24 protein-coding genes and 3 pseudogenes are annotated in these 21,489 nt (G+C 51.3%); 8 read left to right on the forward strand and 19 right to left on the reverse strand.

Features of this window, described 5'->3' with window-relative positions; genetic code table 11:
* Positions 1–6: 6 nt before the first annotated feature.
* The 8 genes and pseudogenes from HV477_RS22975 to parM form a co-directional block, all read right to left on the reverse strand.
* On the reverse strand, positions 7–708 hold the full coding sequence (locus HV477_RS22975) for a DNA methylase (RefSeq protein ID WP_154715035.1): 702 nt from the start codon (positions 706–708) through the stop codon (positions 7–9).
* 66 nt (positions 709–774) lie between these two features.
* Positions 775–1,042, reverse strand: a pseudogene (locus HV477_RS28560) (hypothetical protein).
* 38 nt (positions 1,043–1,080) lie between these two features.
* Complete coding sequence (locus HV477_RS22980) at positions 1,081–1,368, reverse strand: hypothetical protein (protein WP_217483087.1); 288 nt, start codon at positions 1,366–1,368, stop codon at positions 1,081–1,083.
* Between the two features lie 64 nt (positions 1,369–1,432).
* Positions 1,433–1,672, reverse strand: a pseudogene (locus HV477_RS22985) (hypothetical protein); the annotation flags it as partial.
* Positions 1,673–1,703: 31 nt separating this feature from the next.
* Positions 1,704–2,636: a DUF1281 domain-containing protein gene (locus HV477_RS22990; RefSeq protein ID WP_080102280.1), complete on the reverse strand. Its 933-nt coding sequence runs from the start codon at positions 2,634–2,636 to the stop codon at positions 1,704–1,706.
* 399 nt (positions 2,637–3,035) lie between these two features.
* A complete protein-coding gene (locus HV477_RS22995) occupies positions 3,036–3,377 on the reverse strand; it encodes a hypothetical protein (RefSeq protein ID WP_154715036.1) in 342 nt (113 codons plus the stop codon).
* A gap of 85 nt (positions 3,378–3,462) precedes the next feature.
* Positions 3,463–4,107 (reverse strand): plasmid partitioning/stability family protein, encoded by a 645-nt coding sequence (locus HV477_RS23000; RefSeq protein ID WP_154715037.1) that lies wholly within the window; start codon positions 4,105–4,107, stop codon positions 3,463–3,465.
* A gap of 2 nt (positions 4,108–4,109) precedes the next feature.
* Positions 4,110–5,078, reverse strand: a complete 969-nt coding sequence (gene parM, locus HV477_RS23005) for a plasmid segregation protein ParM domain-containing protein (protein ID WP_170914567.1) — start codon at positions 5,076–5,078, stop codon at positions 4,110–4,112.
* Positions 5,079–5,380: 302 nt separating this feature from the next.
* On the opposite strand from parM, the gene umuD reads away from it, so the two are divergent.
* Both umuD and HV477_RS23015 read left to right on the forward strand, forming a co-directional pair.
* Positions 5,381–5,809 (forward strand): translesion error-prone DNA polymerase V autoproteolytic subunit, encoded by a 429-nt coding sequence (umuD, locus tag HV477_RS23010; protein WP_115400668.1) that lies wholly within the window; start codon positions 5,381–5,383, stop codon positions 5,807–5,809.
* Entirely contained in the window at positions 5,809–7,080 is a 1,272-nt protein-coding gene (locus HV477_RS23015) for a Y-family DNA polymerase (protein ID WP_154715038.1), read from the forward strand. Before umuD ends, HV477_RS23015 begins: the two co-directional genes overlap by 1 nt.
* A gap of 214 nt (positions 7,081–7,294) precedes the next feature.
* Here HV477_RS23015 and HV477_RS23020 read toward each other — a convergent pair whose 3' ends face one another.
* Both HV477_RS23020 and HV477_RS23025 read right to left on the reverse strand, forming a co-directional pair.
* Entirely contained in the window at positions 7,295–7,633 is a 339-nt protein-coding gene (locus HV477_RS23020) for a hypothetical protein (RefSeq protein WP_024262131.1), read from the reverse strand.
* A gap of 91 nt (positions 7,634–7,724) precedes the next feature.
* Positions 7,725–8,366, reverse strand: a complete 642-nt coding sequence (locus tag HV477_RS23025; protein ID WP_000511281.1) for a ParA family protein — start codon at positions 8,364–8,366, stop codon at positions 7,725–7,727.
* Positions 8,367–8,882: 516 nt separating this feature from the next.
* Here HV477_RS23025 and HV477_RS23030 point away from each other — a divergent pair.
* Positions 8,883–9,767 carry a RepB family plasmid replication initiator protein gene (locus HV477_RS23030; protein WP_154715039.1) on the forward strand — a complete coding sequence of 295 codons (885 nt, stop codon included), beginning with the start codon at positions 8,883–8,885 and terminating at the stop codon, positions 9,765–9,767.
* Positions 9,768–9,994: 227 nt separating this feature from the next.
* Here the strand turns inward: HV477_RS23030 and HV477_RS23035 are convergent, their stop codons facing one another.
* From HV477_RS23035 to ccdA, 6 genes and pseudogenes are all read right to left on the reverse strand, one after another.
* Positions 9,995–10,777: a site-specific integrase gene (locus HV477_RS23035; RefSeq protein WP_000082171.1), complete on the reverse strand. Its 783-nt coding sequence runs from the start codon at positions 10,775–10,777 to the stop codon at positions 9,995–9,997.
* A gap of 34 nt (positions 10,778–10,811) precedes the next feature.
* Positions 10,812–11,324: a cytoplasmic protein gene (locus HV477_RS29080; protein WP_375372882.1), complete on the reverse strand. Its 513-nt coding sequence runs from the start codon at positions 11,322–11,324 to the stop codon at positions 10,812–10,814.
* A gap of 174 nt (positions 11,325–11,498) precedes the next feature.
* A pseudogene (locus tag HV477_RS29085) lies at positions 11,499–11,960 on the reverse strand (exonuclease domain-containing protein); the annotation flags it as partial.
* On the reverse strand, positions 11,957–12,247 hold the full coding sequence (locus HV477_RS23045) for a cytoplasmic protein (RefSeq protein ID WP_080102270.1): 291 nt from the start codon (positions 12,245–12,247) through the stop codon (positions 11,957–11,959). The pseudogene HV477_RS29085 and the gene HV477_RS23045, both read right to left, overlap by 4 nt.
* A gap of 1 nt (position 12,248) precedes the next feature.
* Entirely contained in the window at positions 12,249–12,554 is a 306-nt protein-coding gene (gene ccdB, locus HV477_RS23050) for a type II toxin-antitoxin system toxin CcdB (protein WP_154715041.1), read from the reverse strand.
* 1 nt (position 12,555) lies between these two features.
* Positions 12,556–12,774, reverse strand: a complete 219-nt coding sequence (ccdA, locus tag HV477_RS23055) for a type II toxin-antitoxin system antitoxin CcdA (protein WP_080102268.1) — start codon at positions 12,772–12,774, stop codon at positions 12,556–12,558.
* 594 nt (positions 12,775–13,368) lie between these two features.
* Here ccdA and HV477_RS23060 point away from each other — a divergent pair.
* The 3 genes from HV477_RS23060 to HV477_RS23070 are packed head-to-tail and all read left to right on the forward strand — an operon-like array spanning position 13,369 to position 14,753.
* Positions 13,369–13,626 carry a hypothetical protein gene (locus HV477_RS23060; RefSeq protein WP_154715042.1) on the forward strand — a complete coding sequence of 86 codons (258 nt, stop codon included), beginning with the start codon at positions 13,369–13,371 and terminating at the stop codon, positions 13,624–13,626.
* Complete coding sequence (locus HV477_RS23065; protein WP_154715043.1) at positions 13,626–14,582, forward strand: hypothetical protein; 957 nt, start codon at positions 13,626–13,628, stop codon at positions 14,580–14,582. Before HV477_RS23060 ends, HV477_RS23065 begins: the two co-directional genes overlap by 1 nt.
* A gap of 33 nt (positions 14,583–14,615) precedes the next feature.
* Entirely contained in the window at positions 14,616–14,753 is a 138-nt protein-coding gene (locus HV477_RS23070) for a hypothetical protein (protein WP_154715044.1), read from the forward strand.
* Positions 14,754–14,947: 194 nt separating this feature from the next.
* Here HV477_RS23070 and HV477_RS23075 read toward each other — a convergent pair whose 3' ends face one another.
* The 3 genes from HV477_RS23075 to repA all read right to left on the reverse strand — a co-directional run bounded on the left by HV477_RS23075 (position 14,948) and on the right by repA (position 18,958).
* Positions 14,948–16,300 carry a hypothetical protein gene (locus HV477_RS23075; protein ID WP_154715045.1) on the reverse strand — a complete coding sequence of 451 codons (1,353 nt, stop codon included), beginning with the start codon at positions 16,298–16,300 and terminating at the stop codon, positions 14,948–14,950.
* Positions 16,301–16,625: 325 nt separating this feature from the next.
* A complete protein-coding gene (locus HV477_RS23080) occupies positions 16,626–17,162 on the reverse strand; it encodes a ProQ/FINO family protein (RefSeq protein WP_080102288.1) in 537 nt (178 codons plus the stop codon).
* Positions 17,163–17,926: 764 nt separating this feature from the next.
* Complete coding sequence (gene repA / locus HV477_RS23085; RefSeq protein ID WP_114047679.1) at positions 17,927–18,958, reverse strand: plasmid replication initiator RepA; 1,032 nt, start codon at positions 18,956–18,958, stop codon at positions 17,927–17,929.
* 1,171 nt (positions 18,959–20,129) lie between these two features.
* On the opposite strand from repA, the gene HV477_RS23090 reads away from it, so the two are divergent.
* A complete protein-coding gene (locus HV477_RS23090) occupies positions 20,130–20,408 on the forward strand; it encodes a LuxR C-terminal-related transcriptional regulator (RefSeq protein WP_080102259.1) in 279 nt (92 codons plus the stop codon).
* A gap of 443 nt (positions 20,409–20,851) precedes the next feature.
* Positions 20,852–21,376: a transcription termination/antitermination NusG family protein gene (locus tag HV477_RS23095; RefSeq protein ID WP_080102257.1), complete on the forward strand. Its 525-nt coding sequence runs from the start codon at positions 20,852–20,854 to the stop codon at positions 21,374–21,376.
* Positions 21,377–21,489 lie beyond the last annotated feature (113 nt).

Consider the following 21,489-nt stretch of genomic DNA (forward strand, 5'->3'; position numbering starts at 1 on the left):
AATTCATCAGGCGGCCTCCGGATAAAAGACGTCGTTGGCGGCCGGGCGCTGCATGGCACGCTGAACGGCGGCCAGTCGTTGCTGCCCTGCCCTGTGGTACTGCTCCATCAGCTCGATACCGATATATCTGCGCCCCGCCTGTAACGCGGCAACACAGGTGGAAGCGGAACCGGCAAAGGGGTCCAGGATAATCGCCCCCGGGGCGCTGAATGACTCAATCAGGGGTTGCAGCGCCTCTACAGGTTTCTGTGTGGGATGCAGCGGATTGCCGGTATAAGGAAACGGCAGCACGTCCGGTAACGGTTTTTCCGGCGGCACAGGCCGGCCTTTTGCCAGTACATACGCGCCCTCATGACAGTAGTTCACGAATCCGCGCCGCGCCTTTGCGCTACGGCGGTTTGAGGCGTAGGATTTGGTAAACACAATCTGGCCCACGGCATAAAACCCCGCCGCTTTCCACGCGGCCATGAATCTGTCAACGCGGTTCCAGCCGTAAAAGCTCACCATCAGCGCGTCCTTTTTCAGCACGCGCCACATTTCATGGGTGGCTGGTTGCAGCCATTCGTCGGTCACATCTCCGGCAATCTGGCGGCCCCCCCGGTCCTTAAATCCCACAAGGTACGGCGGGTCGGTGACAATCAGGTCAATGGAACGGTCGGGGAAACCGCGCATCACATCAATACAGTCCCCAAGAATGAATCTGGACATAACAGCACTCCTCAGAAAGCGCAGGAGGTATCACCGCGATACCGTTCCCCGCTGCCTGTGGGCTGTTCACCGCGTCCGGTAACGGGTCAGGCCGACCGTGGAATATCGCAGCCGTTGTCTTTTTAACGGCGAGAATATGCCGCGAAAGCGGCTTGAAGGGCGTTCATCAGAAGGCGAGTGGCGGGTGCATAATCGCGACAGCGCCCGCCGGGAGCAGAAACGCCGCCCGTCCCGTGCCCGGCCGGACGCGGGATACTGACCACAGGCAGCGTTGCTCCCGCGCCGCGCCAGCAGGCGTACATAAAAAAAGGAGCGCAGCGACATCATTATTTATTCAGGAAGTACCGGGCAGACATTCTGCCCGGCAGGTTGTCAGCGGGTGATATCCCGCCAGTCATTCCCCCACTCGTCGCGCAGTACCGGCGCATCCGTTGAGCCGGTCACTGTCCACGCATCGGGGAACTTCAGACCGCGCAGGATGCTGTTTTCCAGGTCATCGAGCAGAATGATGCTGTTGAACCAGACCACGCCACCAGGATACACCCATTGATGCCGGTCATCCTCGCGTTGCAGCGATGGCCACCAGGTACGCCCCATTTCCAGAACGCCTGCTTCGGCATGCGCCAGGTCAGTCGCGGAAACCAGGTAATGCACCAACATTTCAGTGCCATCGATGTCGACACTTAACCCGACAAGCCAGGTATCATTAATGTCAGAGTCTGTATTATTCACCGCGTTTCACCTCATCAATTGCCCATTGCAGGTGGCTCCAGTTGAACCCGTCATTCGCATCATGCGCGTCCTGTGCCAGCTCCATCGCCGCATCGATATCGTCTTCCGGGAGCGAACTGTCCAGCGCCAGAAAGTCACTGGCCAGCCAGAACGTACCGCAGCACAGCGCATCATCAGGAAACCGGGAAAGACGTTCCTTAAAAGCCTTAACAGTCATGCGTTTCATCGTGATATCCGGGCGGCCAGCGCCGCCCGCCTCCTTTTCAGCCGCCAAAGTGCGCCACGTTGTTGATAATCCATTCCGGGCCGGTTACATCCGGGACGCTGTCCTCATCGTCCGGGTCATCGTCGCTCCACTCCAGCTCGTCAGTGATGCACACGTCTGTTTCGCCGTTGACGTACCGGGCATAACCGCAGTAATTACATCCCTGCTCCGCAAACCAGTGTTCCACCTCACAGCCATAGCGCCTGCTGAGTTCAGTCACAACCTCTTCGCTGACAGGGCTCCAGGGAGTATCAAAATCAATCACGATAAAGTCACTGCCCTGAGAACAAATATTCAGTTCATACCCCACCGGCCACTTTGTTCCGTATTGCGACAGGTACCAGTTATACGCAGAAGGAATGCCATCCAGCAGTTTTCCGTTGAAGCCGTTAATTTCCACATCAAGTCGGGACGGCAGAACCAGAAGCAGGTCAAACGGATTCGTTCGCGCAGGTAACGGGTTATCACACAGTTGCGTCCACCATACGGCCACGTCTTTCCTGTTCCACAGTCCGCACCAGTCATGCCATTTGTCTGCATAAAGACGCGAAATCTCATTTCTGGTACTGTCGGACAACGTTTCCCACCGACGACCGCCGATACCGCTTTGCAGCCAGATTTCATGAAGTACCTGACTGTTTTTCTCATCCAGAAGCACCCCATCCTGCAGCAGGGTCAGCCAGCGAGTGAACGCCAGGTTTTCCGGCGATAAAGCACCACATCCTGCTGCAGTCAGTGCAGGATAAGGTATGAACTGAATTTCCTCTGTCACTTGCAGAAGCCCGACACATCCGGCCACGAACAACTGAATCCCCTCGTCAGTCGCCCGTCGATAAAACGGTGTCACAGCACCGTCAGCCAGCGCCTTAATCGCAGCTGTTTGCTCAGGTGCAGCAGAAAAACGCATCCGGTTACAACACCAGTTTGGCATGGTCACTTTCCTCTCAGATGCGGCCTCCATCAGGCCGTGCCGCATCTGTAACCGGGCATTCGGGCATCACGATGCAGGTGCGGTTCCGGAAGCCGCAGCACGTTTCGACGTTCAGGAAGAATGACGAAACGTGACCGGATGAGGAGACCGGCGACAGCTTCACACTTGCATCGGATGCAGCCCGGTTAACGTGCCGGCACGGCCTGGGTACTCAGGCATTCTGCCCACAGTTCCGGGCGAGCAGTAACCTGTCACGACGTATAAGAGAACGGTATCGGGCGAGACCGGGACGGGAGTACACCAGGAAGAGTGGCGGTCAGCATCAGAAAATCACTGCGACCAGGCGGGGATGAAACCGGAATTTTCGGGATAAAGGGAAAGTGCAGGACAGGTCCCCTGTCAGAAATCGTTAAAGTTTTTATCCAGTAACCCAATTTTTTTCATGTATTTAAATACTGACGCAGGCCTGCGCTGGTGATCCTCAGCAAACTGATCCACGTCGAGCATGCCCGCCTCTGCCAGCGCGATGAGATGCTGCTTTTCCTCTTCCTCCCACCGGGTCCCGTGGCGTGGATACGCATCTTTATAGCCTGTCCCCGGAGAAGAACGCCGGGTTAACACTTCCCGGATTTCAGTCAGCGTCTTATTTTCGAAATCCTCAACAATATTCAGTGCCTGTAGCTCCCGGGCCAGTTTGAGGAATTGTCGGATTTGCTTACCATACTCCCTGAGATCGGTCATCAGAATGCCTCCGTTAATCCCTGCATATCGGGAAATTCACTTTTTTCCACATCACCGTCCTGGTGATTTTCACAGACATACGCCATTAAAATAATTTTTTCATATTCGCCCGCGCGACGCTGATTTCAGGAGCGGACTCCGGCCCGGCACTTTTTACCTCTCCGGGCTGGGGCATACTCAGCCCCCTCTCCTTAAACAATCCCGTAGCCAGGTGCTGCAGGGCATCCAGGGTGGCTGGAGGCTCCGGCATGCTGGCGAGCAACCGGGGAAATCGTTGATCGAGCTCATGAAGTACACAACCTGCGATCATCAGACTGCGCAGAAGTGTCATACGTTGCCGGTCAGAAGCATCATCCAGCAGCGGGAGTACCAGACTGGCGCACACATCATCCTCCAGTTGCAGTATCAACCGACGGCGCTGAGACGTGCCGGTATATCTGCCCGGAATCCATGGATACACCTGTCCCCCGCCTGAAACCTCAGTCTCTCCGGTTCCCCGCAGTAATGCCAGGATACCGGCAAACTGCAATGGCGTGATTGTGCCTGCAAACATGGCGCCCAGCATTGGCGGCAGACGGACGTCAATCCGGTAAAGAACAGATCCAGCCACGGACGCGACGCGAATAAACTCTCCACGTAATGGGCGGGACACCGACTCAATGGTGGCCAGGGCACGCATATCCGTATGATCATCATGATTCAGGTAGAGAAAGAAATTTCCGGCAGACACAATCAGTCCTCGTGTTTGAAGAGCGCTATCTCCCGCGCCAGTGCCAGCTGAGGATCTTTGATAACCTCAATCCGGTCGGCGGCAAGCGGCCAGGCGCGACGAACGCTTTCTTCGATGAGCGGAGCTCCACCGCCCGTAAGCAGAACACGGTTCACGTTACGGAAGCGTGTAAGCTCGCTCACCACTCTGGCTCCCAGCGCTCCGATGGCCTCTTCTATTTTGTCAGTGACATATCCAATTCTGGTCGAATCATTAATGATGCTGTGAAGAAATGCACGATCTTTTCGTTCCCGAATGACCCTGTCAGCAATCAGCGGGCTGGTTTCACTTTCCGCAGCACGCAGGGCCCCCTGCGCGGCCTGAGTGACAACAGATACGCCAATAGTCGGGTTCCCATGGATGGCGCTGATATCTTCAAACTGTCCCACGATCACCCCCGCATCCAGCGTTGTTCCTCCGAGGTCAATGATCAACGTTGATTCCCCCGGGCCGGGCTTAATTTCAGCCAGACGGGAGAACGCCGCCGGCAGTGACTCAGGCATAACACTGACGTCTTTGATTGTAAACGTGGCTCCCTTGTTGAGAGAAATATCGCGCATCAGGTTAGCCTTTTTACGACTGATATTTTCCTCATTTTTCTGGCAGTCCTGGTCGTAATACTCACTCAGTGGCAGCGTTACGGTCAGCGATACCTCCTGCGGGCTCAGGCCACAGTTAAGCAACGCGTGATGTACCGCCAGTAAATTGAGATCGCCGTACTGGTATTCCACGTTTGTGGTGGATACCGCTTCCCGGCTGACCGCATCCCAGGTGTATTTCAGGCCGGAGACCATGTAATTGAATACCGGACCGCCGAAATCCACTTTCCAGCCGTGGCGAAACGAGTTAGGTGAGACGGACGTCTTCAGAACATCGTTTTCAAACCAGGCAAGCTTAACGTTAGTGGAACCATCGTCACAGAAAATGTTAATCATTTTGATTTCCTTAAAATCACCACATTGGTCATATAATAAAGTAGCGAACCTCAAAAAGCAACATAAAAACATCATTTTGGGTATTTATAAGAATTCAAAAAAGATATTTAGATGATTATTTACTTTTTAAATCATCAAAATGACACTTTTAGTAGTTCAATTAACTGTGTGCTACAGCCAGTGTGAATTTTTCCTGAGTCAGGACAGAAGGTTATATGCAATCTGAAAGATTCATGTTGAAACCCGGGGAAAACACGCAATAATACTGTATATAAAAACAGTAAAAATAAGGAGTGCATATGCTTCGTCTTTATTCGGCGGCATCAACCGCTGAGCCTTTTTCCGCCCCACTGTTTCTGGAGCGGTGCCAGGCAGGTTTTCCTTCGCCGGCAGCGGACTACACAGAATCTGAACTGGATCTGAACGAGTATTGTATTCAGCGTCGCAGTTCAACTTACTTTGTCAGAGCCATCGGCAACTCTATGCGGGATATGGGTCTGCACAGCGGCGATCTGCTGATTGTGGACAAGGCAGAACGTCCTCAGCACGGCGACATCGTGATCGCGGAAATTGACGGAGAGTTCACGGTCAAAAAGCTGCTGCTGACGCCACGACCGGGATTACAGGCGATGAACCCGGCCTACCCCACCCTTTGGCCAGATCCCGATAACCTGCAGATATTTGGGGTCGTTACGGCATTCGTACATAAGACACGGGGACGGGACTGATGTACGCCCTGGCTGACGTCAACAGCTTCTACGCGAGCTGCGAGAAAGTATTTCGTCCCGATTTGCGAAACAAACCGGTTGTCGTTCTCTCCAATAATGATGGTTGTGTAATCGCCCGCAGCCCCGAAGCAAAACGGTTGGGCATAAAAATGGGGGTACCGTGGTTCCAGCTGAAGATGGCACAATTCCCGGAGCCGGTCATCGCGTTCTCCAGCAATTACGCACTTTACGCGAGTCTCAGCAACAGAGTGATGGTTCATTTAGAGGAAATGGCGCCACGGGTGGAACTGTATTCTATTGATGAAATGTTTCTGGACGTACGTGGCATTGACAGTTGCATTGACTTTGAAGACTTTGGCCGACAGTTGCGTGAACACGTCCGGAACGGGACCGGCCTGACTATTGGCGTGGGCATGGGGCCAACCAAAACGCTGGCAAAAAGCGCGCAGTGGGCATCGAAGGAATGGCCACAATTTGGTGGCGTACTGGCATTAACAACGGGTAACCCCCGACGCACGGGAAAACTGCTCTCGCTCCAGCCGGTGGAGGAAATCTGGGGAGTTGGTCGCAGGATATCCAGGAAACTGAGCACAATGGGTATAACCACTGCACTGCAGCTGGCCCGCGCGAATCCGGCCTTCATCCGGAAAAATTTTAATGTTGTGCTGAAGAGAACGGTCCGCGAACTCAATGGTGAAAGCTGTATATCACTGGAAGAAGCCCCCTCACCAAAACAGCAGATAATCTGCAGCCGGAGTTTTGGTGAACGTGTCACAACTTACGAAGCGCTACGTCAGGCCATCTGCCAGCATGCAGAGCGAGCGGCCGAGAAACTACGTGGTGAACGCCAGTTCTGCCGGCATATTGCTGTTTTCGTTAAAACATCACCTTTTGCCGTCAACGAGGCGTATTACGGCAATGCGGCCAGCGAAAAGCTACTCCTGCCTACCCGAGACACCCGGGACATTATCAGGGCCGCAGTAAAGGCCCTGGACAGTATCTGGCTCGATGGTCATCGATATGCAAAGGCTGGCGTAATGTTGAATGATTTCACGCCCAGCGGCGTGTCTCAGTTGAATCTGTTTGATGAAGATCAGCCCCGTGCCCATAGCGACGAACTGATGAAGGTTCTGGATAGGATCAATCATTCCGGGAAGGGAAAAATCTGGTTTGCAGGGCGGGGAATAGCCCCTGAATGGCAGATGAAGCGAGATATGCTCTCGCCGGCGTACACTACAAGATGGAGTGATATCCCTGTTGCACTATTGTGAGATAGTATCCCAAAGGAACCCATCAGCAATCCTTTGGATATCTGTAAAGCCCCCCTTAGACATCCATCAGATATCTAACAAATATCTAATAGACATTTGTTACACTTGCACTAACTCTTGCTGATTATCCGGGTATACCCAGAATATCCTGAGGGGATATAATGACCCTACCTTTGATATCCTGAGTATACACCACAGATATCCAAAAGATATCTCAACTCCCAATAGCACCATCTCTCTCAAGCTTTTCTCGGATAGCTTCAATAATATATGAGCTAAAATCGAGAGACGTCTTACAGGTGGCTTTTAGCTCGTCATGAGCCTCAAAATATGTAACAGGAATGGCCTTGAGATTTTTAGCCTTAGTTCTCACAGGTTCAGGACGTTCTGTAACCTGGATCGGCTTTTCAGACCCCTTAGCTTCATTGCTAATTTCGTCACTACCGTGAGCTGCATCATTTTTCGCAGCAATTTGTGTGGACGTTTGCAGCCGAGCTGAGCCCACTAAATTTTTGAGTTTCTCAGTCTGTTCGTTAATCTTATTTTTGCTCATGATATACATCTCAGATGTTCTGAAGGCACACAAAGAATGCCTATTAAATATTCAAGTAATATCCGGAGGATACCTTAAGAGTATCCTAATGTTAACGTTTATTTGCCATCAATTGCTTAATCTCATTAACTAAAGCTATGACTTCTTTGCCACCCTGTGTGGTGCGTCCATGCAAGGTTTCAGTTATCCCCATTCCACTTTCAATAACGTCTTCAAACTCAGCACGAGCAGATATCCGGCTGTCCATTAACTTCAGGTGCTTGAAGGTAGGGAGTAATGCCTCAAGTTTCGGGAAGTTTTTCTTGTTTGGGTTAACTTTGCACAGGTAAAGATGTGCTGTGATATTTGTTTCCATGATTGAACTGATTTCAGCGAGAACAGCATCAAAGTGCATAAGCCCAATCCGTTCTGTAAGAGAGTCCTTAGATGGAACGATGACACAATCAGCGAACGCTACTGCGGTACGAGTTAGATCAGAGTCGAACCCCCCACAATCTATAAACAGGTCTTTATCGCTATTTTTATAAGGCGTCATTATTTCAATCAGCTCTTCGACAGTATTCGGTACCTTTACAGAAACCTGTTTACTATCTGGACGTAACCCCAGGATGATTGAAAGCCCAGTGTGTGTGTCAAGATCCACAGCATCTGTTTTCATTTCACCAATCAGGTTAACTGAAGATGTAGTTTTACCTGCACCGCCTTTCGGGTGAGCATTAGCAATTATACCCATAATATATCCCTTCTATCCTCATTTGATACCCATCAAGCACCCCTTAGGCATACATGGGGTATCCAATGGATGTTTAGTAAGTACCTTTTTAAACTAAAAACTTACACATAGTCAATAAATTTAGGTACTCTAAAAACATCCCATATATATCTTATAGATATCCCATGGGGATACGAAATGGTAAGTATCAAAAAATTGCACTCTGTTGGAACAATGAATTTAAACCCTGTTATGCCGTCATCTTTCTGTTCAACTTATCCACATATACACTGATATATCAATTACTTAGATCAGTAATAAGTTCAACAAAGGAAAAGAAAAGATCACAGCGTCTGTATCTGTCTGAAAACAAAGCAATAAAATACCTTTCTGGCGGTCACTTTCATAAGAAAAGCGGTTATATTCATAATTAAAGCGTTTACTTTCATAATAAAGGCGGTTATTTTCATAATCCTTGGGCGGTCACTTTCATAAAAAGAGTACCTTCAAACCAACTCATGTGGATAACCCTAAAAATTGAATAAAATCAATGAGGATATTAGTCCGTTTGCCATTATCAAAAAGGACTCAGGCACAGCTTACGAACTGGTTCCCAACAGTAGTAAAACGGTACAACCAGTAGCTCTACTCAGGCTGAGTGTCTTTACGCCAGTATCACCGCGTGAGAAAGGTAAACGCGATTTTCAGATAGATGCGTCAGAAGAGCTTTCAAGCCTGGAAGTAGCTCGTCAGGAAGGCTATACAAACATCAAAATTCAAGGTGCTAAGCTGGGGATGTCCACTGATTTCAAAACGTGGATCGGCATAATATCTGCTTTCTCAAAATACGGGTACGAGAGCGAGAAGATTACGCTTCCTTTTTCAGAGTTCGCGAGAATGTGTGGATTAAAGCCTACTGATATCAACGGGCGGGCCCGCACACGTCTGAGCGATTCTCTGTTTAATCTTTCAAGCGTTACTCTTTCTTTTCGGAGCAAGGACGGCAAGCGAAGCCTCATTACCCACCTGGTCCAGCGTGCGGTTCTGGATATGGAAGCGGACGTTGTAAAGATTGTTGGTGATAAGAGCCTGTGGGAATTGTATCGATATGACCATAAGGTTCTGCTCGGGTTGAAGGCATTATCTGAACTCTCACGAAAAGAAGCTGCACAATCGCTCTACGTTTACTTTGAAAGCATGCCAGCTGGAACTCTTTACATTTCAATGAAGCGTCTGCGAGAGCGTCTGGCTATGGAGTCACAAATCAAGGATCAGAACGCGATAATAAGACGTGCTATGGGTGATCTGCGTAGAATTGGGTATCTCGATTACAATGAAACAAAAAAAGGTAGGGAAATCATGTTCATCATTCATAACCGCTCGCCTAAATTAGGGCTTGCAGCCCCACGGGACCCAGATTAGCGGTTACTTTCATAATTGGTTCGGTGGTAGTAGGGTGCTTTCATAATGCTTGGGCCAAAAGCGGTCGCTTTCATAATGACAGAGTCGACCAAAAGGATTTTATGGGGAAATTTGCCGTAAAAACAGTCGATTTTTGAGCTGCGTTTATGAAACTAACCTCCTTTTTACAGATTCATTATGAAAGTACGCAACCTATTATGAAAGTAACCGCCTTTAATCCTGGCGGGCTAAGAAATTCCTTTGAGCATGGCCACAGCATCAGTACCCGGCATCTGAAACTGTACCCGGTGCCGTGCGGCAACATCAAGCGCAAACACCTTAGTGTATACTTCCGTCGAGCTCACTGATTTGTGTCCCATCAGGCTCTGCAGCACCTTCAGCGGTATACCGGCGTACAACATGTGCATCGCGTAACTGTGGCGGAACGTATGGGGTGTCACCGGCACCGAGAACGTCACGCCGTCAGCTGCTGCGGCCTCAACCGCCTCCCCAATCCAGGTACGGACCGTCCGGTCGGTGATCTCCCAGAGGCGCGCCTTTTCCGTTCTGCCGGTACGTCTGTTACGACGCTCCAGCGGGATTTTCAGCGTGGCCACCATCATCTGCAGCTCGCTGACATACTGGTTATCAGAAAGCGGTACCAGGCGGTGGGGCTGGCTGCCGGACGGCATTCGTCCTGCCGTTCTGGCCGCCTTTTCCGCCCGCTGTTTCAGGGTGGCCAGCTGCACAAACGGATATGGTGGTGCCAGCGAAAAGTCTCCCCGGGTCAGGGCCAGCGCTTCGTTAATCCGTGCGCCGGTATTCCAGAGAGTGGCCAGCAGCATCCTGCGGTGCAGATCCGGGACGTAGTGGAGCAGGGCACTCACCTCCGGTGCCAGCAGATATTTCGGGTAGTCGTCATGCTGCATTGCCATCTGGCGCAGTGCGAGGGCAGCCGGGTAATCAATGGCCACCGGCAGCAGGACGGACGGTGCCTGCGTACAGACAGCAGGTAACGGTGGCTGACTCATGTCCTCTCTCCGTTAAGTGAAATCTTCCGGGACATCATGTTTTTTCCCCGGAGTCATCTCTGGTTTCAGTTTGAACCCTGTATAAAGGATACCAGTCCCCGCTGTGACGGTTCTGCCGTTCGGCCACCGGTGTCATGACCGCAATCGTGGCACGTGAGTAACCCGCTTTCAGCAGCGCCGTACGGGTCAGCAATTGTTCTCCCGGACCGGTCGCGGGCGTGGCGAGCCGTAGCGGATAGAGTGCGCGCAGCCGTTCCGCTTCTGAAGCGTGATACAGTGGCCAGCCCTGACGACGTCCGACACAGGCCGCGCAGGCGCGAAGTTCGTTACGAAACCAGGTGTCGGCCGGAAACCAGCTTGCCGGATGCAAATCCGCAGGTATATCCCGGGAGCAGGTGTACACCGTCGTGAAACGGTCTTCCAGCGTCAGCAGGGACATGGATTTTCCGAAAAAGACCTGTGCAAACTGTTCTGTCGTCTCTCTGACCGGCAGGGTAGCCGACCAGTGAGCCTGAAGGTCGGGACATCGTAACCACCAGTGGCGGATAAACCGGTCTGTCCGCTGCTGACGTTCCTGGTGTCGCTGTTCCTGTTCACGTTGCTCAGCACTCAGCAGGCGCCCGGCTTCCCGGATCAACTGGCGGTCGTGCCGCACAATATCAACCCGCCAGCGCTCACTTTCATCGTTCATGTACTGCCACACTGCCCGGCAGGCCCGGGCATCTGCCAGAGCACGATGCTTATCACCTGACCAGTCAAAACAGACGGCAGCTGCTGCCTGGTCGAGGCGGTGCAGGCGCCAGTCACCGTGCCACCCGGACCATTCACCGACGTGGCGGGCCCAGGCCAGCATACAGCACTGTACCGATCGCGCGCCGGCCAGCAAGTCGCCAAGGAAACCGGCATCAAAACTGGCGTTATAGATGATGACATCCTGATCCTGTACCGCGGCCCTGATCCGGGACGCCAGTTCATCCAGCGTGGGTTTACCACGTATCATCGCCGGCGTGATGCCGTGGACAGCCTGTGCTGCCGGCCAGGCTTTGAAAGTGTCAGGCGGACAAATCAGGGTATTCAGGAGGGGCACGCCAGTATCACTGATGATGGCAATCTCCAGCAGGGCATCCGATGCCGGACTGAGACCGGTGGATTCAGTATCCGGACAGACGCGTGACCGTGTCATGAGGTGGTGTTCTCCCTGTCAGTACGCAGTCGCCAGACCGCTCCGCCGAACTCTGTTCCCCCGACGGTCTGTGTCCAGGTTTCATCACAGACCAGCCACTTCTGTACCACCGCAAAATCCACATGACAGAGTGGGGTATCCCCGCGTTCACCGGGGGTTTCCAGCACAAGCCCGTCCGGAACGATCGGAAAGGGCGTACCCGCCAGTCTGGCGGAGCGGCGCCAGAAACTCCGCACACAGCCGCCCTGACGTAGACTACTGAGCAGCACCTGTTCGCTGACACGCATATCAAATCCCCCAGAACATCAGGTTAATGGCGTTTTTGATATCGTTCTCCCGGTGGCTGAGATCGGCCACCTCTTGCCCGATGACTGAGGCTGTCACACTGGCCATATCCGTGGTCATCAGACGCCAGCTCTCATCCCCGATATGTACCACAGGATAAAGTTCGCGGGAGACCTTATCCGACAGCAGACGGGCGCTGGCCAGCGGGATCACCATCCGCCGTCCGGGGGTGTCGATAATGTCACTCTGGACATCCACGAACAGGGTGTAGCGACTCTCCCTTTTATAGGTGTAAACCTTAAACTGCATATCACCAGTTCCTGTTTTCGTCAGCAAACGATCCGTTAGCCTCAATAAAGCGGGCGACCTCGGCCATCCCTTCCTGATTTTCCGCCTGCCAGCGTTCCGCACGCAGACGGCGGGCCTCCTTCTGCATGGCAGTATTTACCAGACTGGAGATATTCACGTCTGCAGATTTAAGTAACTGATAGCTGTCACTGTCTATGGTGACAGTAATACGATGCTTCATGATAAGCCCTCACGAACATACTTTTGATATGCATTTCAGTATAGAGGACAGACACACCCACGTGTTAGCAAAAAAAAGCATACCATTAATTCGCCATAAGTTTATTAATGCAATCTTTCCTGCTGTAATTTTTTCATATAGAGATAATTAGCAGCCATATAACCACTACGGTAAATTACCTGACGACTGTTTTCAGGTGATCCGATTTTTTGACTATTCAATGATTTCCGGAAGTGTACCACGGCCAGGGAATAAACGAAGCGCGCTTTTTCGCCCCTGCGAACCGGGTCAGATAAAGAGGGATTAACACAACATAAAGGATAGCAGCCGCTGACAGAGTGGCGCATGTTGTGGTTACAGAGCTCATGGCGGGGTGGTAAGGATCGAAGATCCGGGACCGGGAGTTTCCGGATCTGAGCGGCAGGAAACACGCAAATGATATGATAATTAAGTAATACACATAAAATCACACTTAATATGATATTTCTCATTAATCAAAGAATCATATCTGGTATGATATTTACAGATTTAGTAATAAATCATTTGAGATATGATTTCTTATCAGTAAGAACATTATCAGATGGAGCGTGCAGGATGGATGAAGAAAGGGTGTTTTCACTCAGTTATGAACAACTGACCCGGTTCGCGGAACAACGCATCCGGGAATGCAAACTGGACAGCGAGGGACTGGATTACATCTGCGAATCGACGAAGGCCGGAGCCATTCTGAGCTTCTGGTATGAACTGGCCATAAATGGCTATGCCTCAATGAATGCCCTAAAGAGAAAAGAGCTCATTGACGCCGACAATCAGCGCCTCAGAAACCTCATCTGGCCGGAGGGTGCCAGGTAATGACTCAGAGCCGCCGACCGTCGCCGCTGCAGAGACGGGTGCTGATTGTGCTGGCAGGTCTTGAGCACAATGACATTACCCGGGTCCGTACCCGGGACCTGGAACATCTGCTGGAGCAGGGTGGGGACGTCCCGGTGTACGGACCGAACCTCCGCGCCTCCTGCCGGCGCATGGAAGCATCAGGCTGGCTGCGCACCCTGCGAGCTCCTGACCTGCGGCTGGCCGTGGAGCTGACAGACGCCGGGCGGACAGTGGCACTGCCTTTGCTGCAGGCTGAACAGGAACGCATCCTGGCGGAACGGCGCGCAACGGAGATCAGGGTTCTGCCCCTGGTCCCGGTCAGGCCGGTGGATACCGGTGACTCCCGGGCAGGCGATCGGCCGGTCCGGCTGGACGACATCTGGTACATGGCATGCCGGGGCGATTATGTCATCCGCGCCGACGGAACCACCTGCCTGCAGCTGTGGAATACGGCCGGACAGGTGACGCGCCCCGAAGGCGATGCCGTGCAGGTGGCGGTGTGGCTGCAGGCCTGCCATGATGCAGGCATTGATGTCCGCCTGCAGATCAACGAAAGCCACGCGCCGGAAGAGGGCTGCATCTCCGGCACGGCACAGGTCGATCAGACGGAGGCATGGTTCCGGCAGCTGGACGCTGAACTTCAGAAACTGGGGATCACCGGCCTGACAGAAACAGCCCGGCAGGCTGTTGTGGTTCCCGGGGAGACGCTCCGGTCACTGCCGGCACCGGCACGGCTGCTCCATATACTGCGGGAAAGTGCGGAGGCGTTTCCGCTCACGGCCTCCCGGTATGAGACTGACGCCGGTGATGCGCTGAACGCCCTGCTGGCCCGCGCCGGATTCAGCGCCGGCCAGGCGCAGGAGCTGCGGTGGCACCGCATACGCTGGCCGCTGATGAGCGAAGAAGAATTTGAGCAGCGCTACGGGAAATTTTGATTAAACGCATCCGTGAAAAAAGGAATACTGAAAATGGCCAGAATTCAGTACAACCGTGACCGGGGCAATTATCCGGAAGTGTACGACTGCGATTCGCTGACTGATATGAACGAAAAGCAGTCCCGGCACTGCGCTGATACGATGGGGGCTAATTTTATTCCCGGCATATAAATAATACGCTCATAACCAGGCTCATGACGCAATTCACGCGCAAATCTGTCTGCATGACGGGAAATCATATTTGCTCTGTCGTGTGCCAGTGACAACAAGCTGCGAAATTTTTCGTGACAAATTATTTTAACAGGCAATTTCATCACATGAATATATTTCATTTAGTACAATATATTCATGTGTATTATGTGTTGCTATTTTTTAAAAAACTTATTGAGGTGAAGAAAAACACCAAAGATATGCTTTTCGAAAGGAGTCTCAATTTCCTGTGGCCACCTGGGGGGATCGGTCTGGAGAATACCAATTTGCCTCATTCCCTTATGCTGTTCGGCTTTTCTCTCGCAATAGTCATCGTCAGTGTATCCCATCGTTTCAATAACCACCTTATATTCATTGCCGTCATTCATTCTGGCCGTGATGATAAAATCAGGCAGTACATACCCTTTTTCACCCCCGGTACAAACTTCAATATCAAATAACGGTTTTTCCAGACTCAGTGCCGGTGCTTCAGTCTTATTTTTAAGCCATTTTGAAACAACAGACAGACCAGCCAGCGTACCACGCTCAAGTTCGCTGTCCACGGGTACCGGACATCCCATACGGAAAAGTGCATGAGCATATCCTTCGCTACAGATAATATCTCCGTCAGTTCCCCGGCGAAACGACAGAATAACCCAGTAGGGTGGACGCCCTCCCTCCAGCGCCTCTCCATTGATGCTGATTCCGCGTTCTGGCCGGAACACCACAGCCCCGCCCGGCCAGCGAAACTCAGCTTCATCACGACTGACATGTGCGGACATAAAAATCTGGAAGAATATCCGGGTTCGTCCGGCGGGCCAGTGCATGTCCGGGCGCTCCAGTTCTTTCATCAGTTGTTCGCGTCCCCGGGCGTTCATACAAGGCTGAAAACGAACAATTTCTGACAACTGCCGTCCGCGAATAAACTCCTGATTTTGCGTAACAAGCTGCATGGCATTCAGGGATTCCCTGGCACTCCTGGAAGGAAGAGGAAAGAGAGTGTCCAGCTGGTTAAGGCCGGCATCTTCAATAAGAGAGAGCAGAAGACGGGCAATCCTCGATCTACGTGTTCGTCGGGTTCGCTCATCTCCCCGGGGTTCCGGATGTCCCGGTTTCCTGGTCGTTGCTTCAGTATCATCCGGGGGCAGAAAATTTCGGTAGTTAATCCGGCGGCTACCGGCATGTTTCCGCGTCCCGGAAGAGGTGGCTCCGGCATCACCACTGAACGGGCGGTACATAGGACAGTCAGCAGCATGCTCATGGTTAAATCCGGACAGAAAAAGGGTTCCGGTATCTCTGTACAGATTGGCACTGTTCATTGCCGGTGAATCCCCCGGAATACAGTCGCACTGCAACCAGGCACCAAGCTGACGCATTTCCCGGAGGACTTTATTGTTCAGCGTATATTGTGTCCGATCAGTAAAGTCCCTGAGTCCGGAAATATTTTTTACTGCTAATTCCTCATCATGCGTAAGCCAGCGGAACAGGCCTCCCCGGGGATTTTTTTTACGGACCAGTTTCATCGGCATAAAGAACGAACTCCCTTTCAGCTCAGAAGTTATTCAAAATATACAGCGAATGTTATTCAGAACGAAAGCCCGTACTGGCCTGAGATGTGACATTGCGGCATAAAAACGTACTGGTGTTACGCTGTCGGTAACTGGCAGCGAGGCCCGCCAAAGCCAGAAGCTGCAGGCAGTTCCGTTCCGGAAGAGGTTTATCCACAGAAATGGTGCACAACTCTGTGGGTAAATGAACAGAGCATAATGTACGGCCGGGCCGGAATTAAACGGGAGGCGTTAAAAAGGCAGCCAGCGGGGCATTATGTCATGCCGGACAGAATGCAGAGCTTTTTTATGTTGCTGATTTGTCGTTTGCCCCATTATTTTTGTCTTTACTGGCCAGCTTTGATGCCAGAAAGGCACGGGCATGCCGGGCTTCATGTTCAGAAACGACACCGGCAGGCAATCCATCGATGCCATAACGTAAAGTACCGGGAACAGAAATTCGCTCCAGGTATTTCCACCTGCGGGTGATAATCCGGACAGCACACTGCCATTCCGGGAGGGTTAAACCGGCACCGGGGTTCTGTGCAATAAAGTCGGTAACATCCCTGGTGATACCAATTTTCAGTGGCCGGAAACCGCCTTCTTCAGCACGCAATAGTGGAAATAGCGCTTTAACCTTTTCGAGACTGGTGTTGATGAATTCCGGTGTCCATTTTCTGTTTTTTTTCGCCTGATGTGTCGTGATTTCCTTCTCCACAGTTCCGGGAGGAAGCTCCGGAGGTGGAGGAGTGATTACATGTTCCTCAGTGAGTGGAGGAGAAATAATGTGGCGTTTTTTCTTCATCACAATGACCGGTGTATTTTTTTGTTTACCTGCCGCCATAACCTCCCCCGGAAAAATAAGCATAATGCTATGAAATAATAGCATAATTTCATTACAATAGACATAAAAAAGAAAAATCTTAACCGGTGTATGGGCACACAGGGGAATTGTCAACTGCTGAATCGTGGGGGCCCCTTCGGGGTTCCGATTCAGTGGTTGACAAGTGCACATAAAATACCCTGCTGGCGGGGTGATGGTTCACGGAGTGGGCCATCGCCCTGCAAAGCCAAAGGGGACCAAAAGCCACTCAGAAGTTTAGTTACATCATCCATCATTAAAAGCCACTCTGTTCCGGGCCTTCGGCCCGGGGCGGCGCGGCTTTTCAGTGGTGGGTTTCTGGGAAGTGTTTCGTGGGTGCTTTGTCGGGGCCCGCCGTTTCGGCGGGAGGTACATTTTAATCTGAGCGGCGCGGCGTCAGCCGCTGCAAGCGAAGGCGTTATTGTGATTTGTGCACAGTGGTTTCAAAGACAAAGGATCTCCCTGTGAGGGGGACTTATTACTTAAGGGGTCTGGAATATATTGCGGATTTGCTGATATCCGGTTGCGGGTTCCTGAAGTTATTCGTTTGCGGGTTTTTGTGGATAACTGAGAAGAAGGAAGTGCGGTGGCATCATTCAGGTACGGTTTTATGGCCGGAAACGGGAGGCATACGGAAAAACGGTGATTTTATGTGCATCTGCGGGCAGGCGGAGCCAGCGCCGGAAGCCCCGGAGGGGCTGGCGGTGATGTCTGTTTATGGCGGTTCAGAAAAATGGCGCTAAGCGCTAATGCGGGGGCGGCGTGGCCAGCTCCAGTTCAAGCTGGTACAGTTCCCGGATGGCCAGCTGCTCAAGACGCTCAGGCGTGCACCAGTACGCCTCATCCGGGGGCATGCACTTCAGGATATGCTGTGACATTTCATGTATCTGTCTGTCGCGCGGCAGTTCTGCCAGCCGGTTGGCCCGTTTACGGGCGGCCGCTTTCTTACGACGGTATTTCAGTGCCTCCTGGCTGCGCTGCAGGTACCAGCGTTTTCTCGCAGAATGCACTGAAATATCTTCGTCCTCGCCCAGAACGCCCTCGCTGATGAGCTGCCGGCGAACCTCACTTTCACGCAGCCGCTCCTCCTGCTGCTCCTTCAGTTTCATCATGTCGACACCCAGCATCTGCCAGCCGGCCGTGGTTATCCAGACGTAGCGCGGCAGACGCTGGCGGGTTTCCCGGTCCCACAGGGTCTCTTCTGACAGGCCCAGTGTACCGAAACGCACCTGTTCGGCCAGCAGGCGCGACAGACGGGAGACCGTCACCGCCAGTTCCGGAATGACGTTCCCTTTACTGTCTTTGGGGCTGATTTCTTTTGCCAGGCGCGACACGGACATGCCGACCGTGTGCGTGCCGGCATCACAGAAGGAGACCAGCACCGGCCAGATGGCATCGAGCAGCTGACGCTTCTCCGGCCGGAAGGCATACTGCCGTCCCGCCCGTTTACGCTCTTTCACGTACAGGGGGTGCAGGGACATATGCATGCGCAGGCTGCATTCTCCCGTGACAGGGTCTTTTTTCACCAGACGGTTGTAGGCATAGCCCAGCTGGCCCCCGAGCTTTTTATAGTGCGCAGGGCGGAACCATGACGGGTTTTCGCATTTGGGTTTAGTGGAGTGTTCACCCCGGCAACGCCGGGTACGCTTTCCTTCCGGCTCGACCAGGAAAGACGTCGTCCTCCCCGCTTCATATTCTGCCCAGAATTTCATCTGGTCTTCGGGGGACAACTGGCTCCAGTGTATTACGGTATGATTTGTATTCTTCAGACCCGCCATAAGCTGTCGCTTATGGCGGAGCGATTATACAGTGCGTTTATACACTGCACAGGGTTGATATTCAGGAACGGTCTCATGTATACTTATTCCGTATTCTGTGAGGCCCCCACTATCTTTCGTTGATTCCGCCAAGATTCATGTTGAGAGATTTTGGGGGTTTTCCTTTTTCTGGCTCCCGGAACCTTTCTGTCTTCCGACCCCGGCTTAACACCGTCAGTTCCTGCCATCTATTCTGAATGCCTTATGGCGCATCCTGCCGTCCGGCTTATGCCGCTTCGCTCTCCAGCATTGCCACTGCCAAAAAGCTTTGTAACAGGCAGGAATATACCTGTTTTACATTAATTTGAAAAGCACAACAACGATCGCGCAGGTATCAGACAGAAGTACATTTTCTGTTCATCTTGAAAATTTTTGATACGCATCAAAAAAATAACAATTACCTTGTAAAGCAGATGTTTCTGAAATAGATCGGTCTTTTGGTTGAAAAGATCGACAAACCCCACACTAACGATCGATTATGTTATACCAACGTTTACAAAAATAATAATATTCTGTTTGTGTGATTATTAACGATCGAAAAATCTCATAAAAAATGATTTCATAGATCATTAGATCGAAAATATAATATTTAGTAGTTAATTAAACCTTTTGTTAAGTGATCCGCCATAAACGTAACAACTGGTCAAAAAAGAGCATACTGACTCATATGTCTGTCAGAACTGCAGCCGGTCTGGACGAGGGCCAGACACTGCTTCAGGGATATGGATTAGCATGTTCGCCCCGTGAATAGCAGAGGAACCGGACATGGATCGCCTCGGCGCGGAGCGTTAAATAAAATTCGGGATTTGTTTGATTTTTGAGCGCCCGGTTGACTCAGCTTGCTATAGCCAGTAACCTTCAGTCGTCGCAGTAAAAACTGCGATCGGGCGTAGGAACCCGTATAGTCATCGTCGACATCTGAAGCCATTAATTTGCTTCGTGTCATGTTTACCTTTTAGATCTTAAACAGGTGTATTCATATTCCTGTTGTCTTCAATGGTAGCTCAGGCGGGGCAGGCTTATTGCCTGGCCGGTTTCCGATGACGCCGGTATTCCTACCCCCGTCTGGGCTATCGCCACGAGTGTAGGAACTCAGACGATAGCATTACAGTCTTGTCATCGGAGACCCGCTATGTCACCTCAGTTTTTTCAAAAATTAGCATCAGTCAGTCTGCTCGGCGATATATTTCCCGAACTCTCCGACAATCAGCTGAAGGTATGTATTCTGTACGCAATGGGAGCTTCATATGACTCTATTGCGCAAAACTGCCATATTTCAACTGAAACAGCTCGAACCTACTTAAAAAGAAGCATCAGGAAACTGAATCTTGAAGGTTATGACGCTTTACGTTCCGCCGTTCTGATGCGAACTTTCTTCCTGATGATTAGTAAAACGATAAAAGAAAGTTAATTTATTATTTCAAACTGTCCCCTTAAAAGGGGACAATTTTCAAAAAATGGGATTTTGTTCTTTACAGACAGACACAAACTGGTAAACATAAATGCCATCAACATTAGCTGTATCGCTCTGTTTCAGGTGTATTCCTTCATGACTGTGGGATCATTCCTGCCGTTATTGATCAATACATCTGATTTATTTACCGGGCATTATTTTCATTAACTGCCTCAATGTGCGCCACACATTGATGATATTTGAGACTTTACGTGTAAAAATCAGTGGAACCGCCAGACTGCTGAAATACACATCCGGAGTGGGTTATTCATATGCCTGTCAGAATTGCGGTATGGTCAGACGAGGGCTGATCACCGCTTCAGACATATGATGTAGCCTGTTTACCAGATAAACGCAGAGTCATCCCGGATGGATCGATTCTGCGCGGAGCGTTGAAATTCATGAATATTGAAAGCCTGATAAACCGGCACTGGTATCTTGCACAATACATTACTACCGGTAAAAACAGGGAGTCTTTATTTTCATGGCTAAGCAGTCAACATGTTGTGCCATGGACTCCATTAATTAAAAGAAAAGTCAGACGGGCTGACTCACCCTCATGTTACCGCCAACGTGTACATGCTATATTCCCGGGATATTTCTTTATGCGCGCTGATTTCAATATACAGTCCGCATCCAGATTACGGCAGCACAGTGCATTTATAGATTTCGTAAAATTTGACGGCACAATTAAGCCTGTCAACAATGATATTGTTGATGGGTTAATGAAGATATATCCGGACCCTGTTTTAAATCCAGGAGCCAGGGAAGAGCTGGACGCTGCGTCCAGTATCTGGCTGACAAAAGCACAGTACCAGTATCTCCTCAGAATGGAAAATAATCCCCTGCCTGAGTCGAGGATATCCCTGCTTCTTGAACTGGTATCAAATGCGGCAAATCATGGTTTTATTGAGCGCCTCCCATAGCCAGTTTTCCCGGCCTGAGGGCCGGGCTTTTTTTCGACAACAGATGATATTCCGGAGTGAAGCCTGTGCTGGCAACCATCCCCACCATAGACCTCCTTTCTGTCTGATGATGG

The sequence above is a fragment of the Salmonella sp. SG203 genome (genome assembly GCF_013350575.1).
Classification (GTDB): domain Bacteria; phylum Pseudomonadota; class Gammaproteobacteria; order Enterobacterales; family Enterobacteriaceae; genus Salmonella; species Salmonella enterica.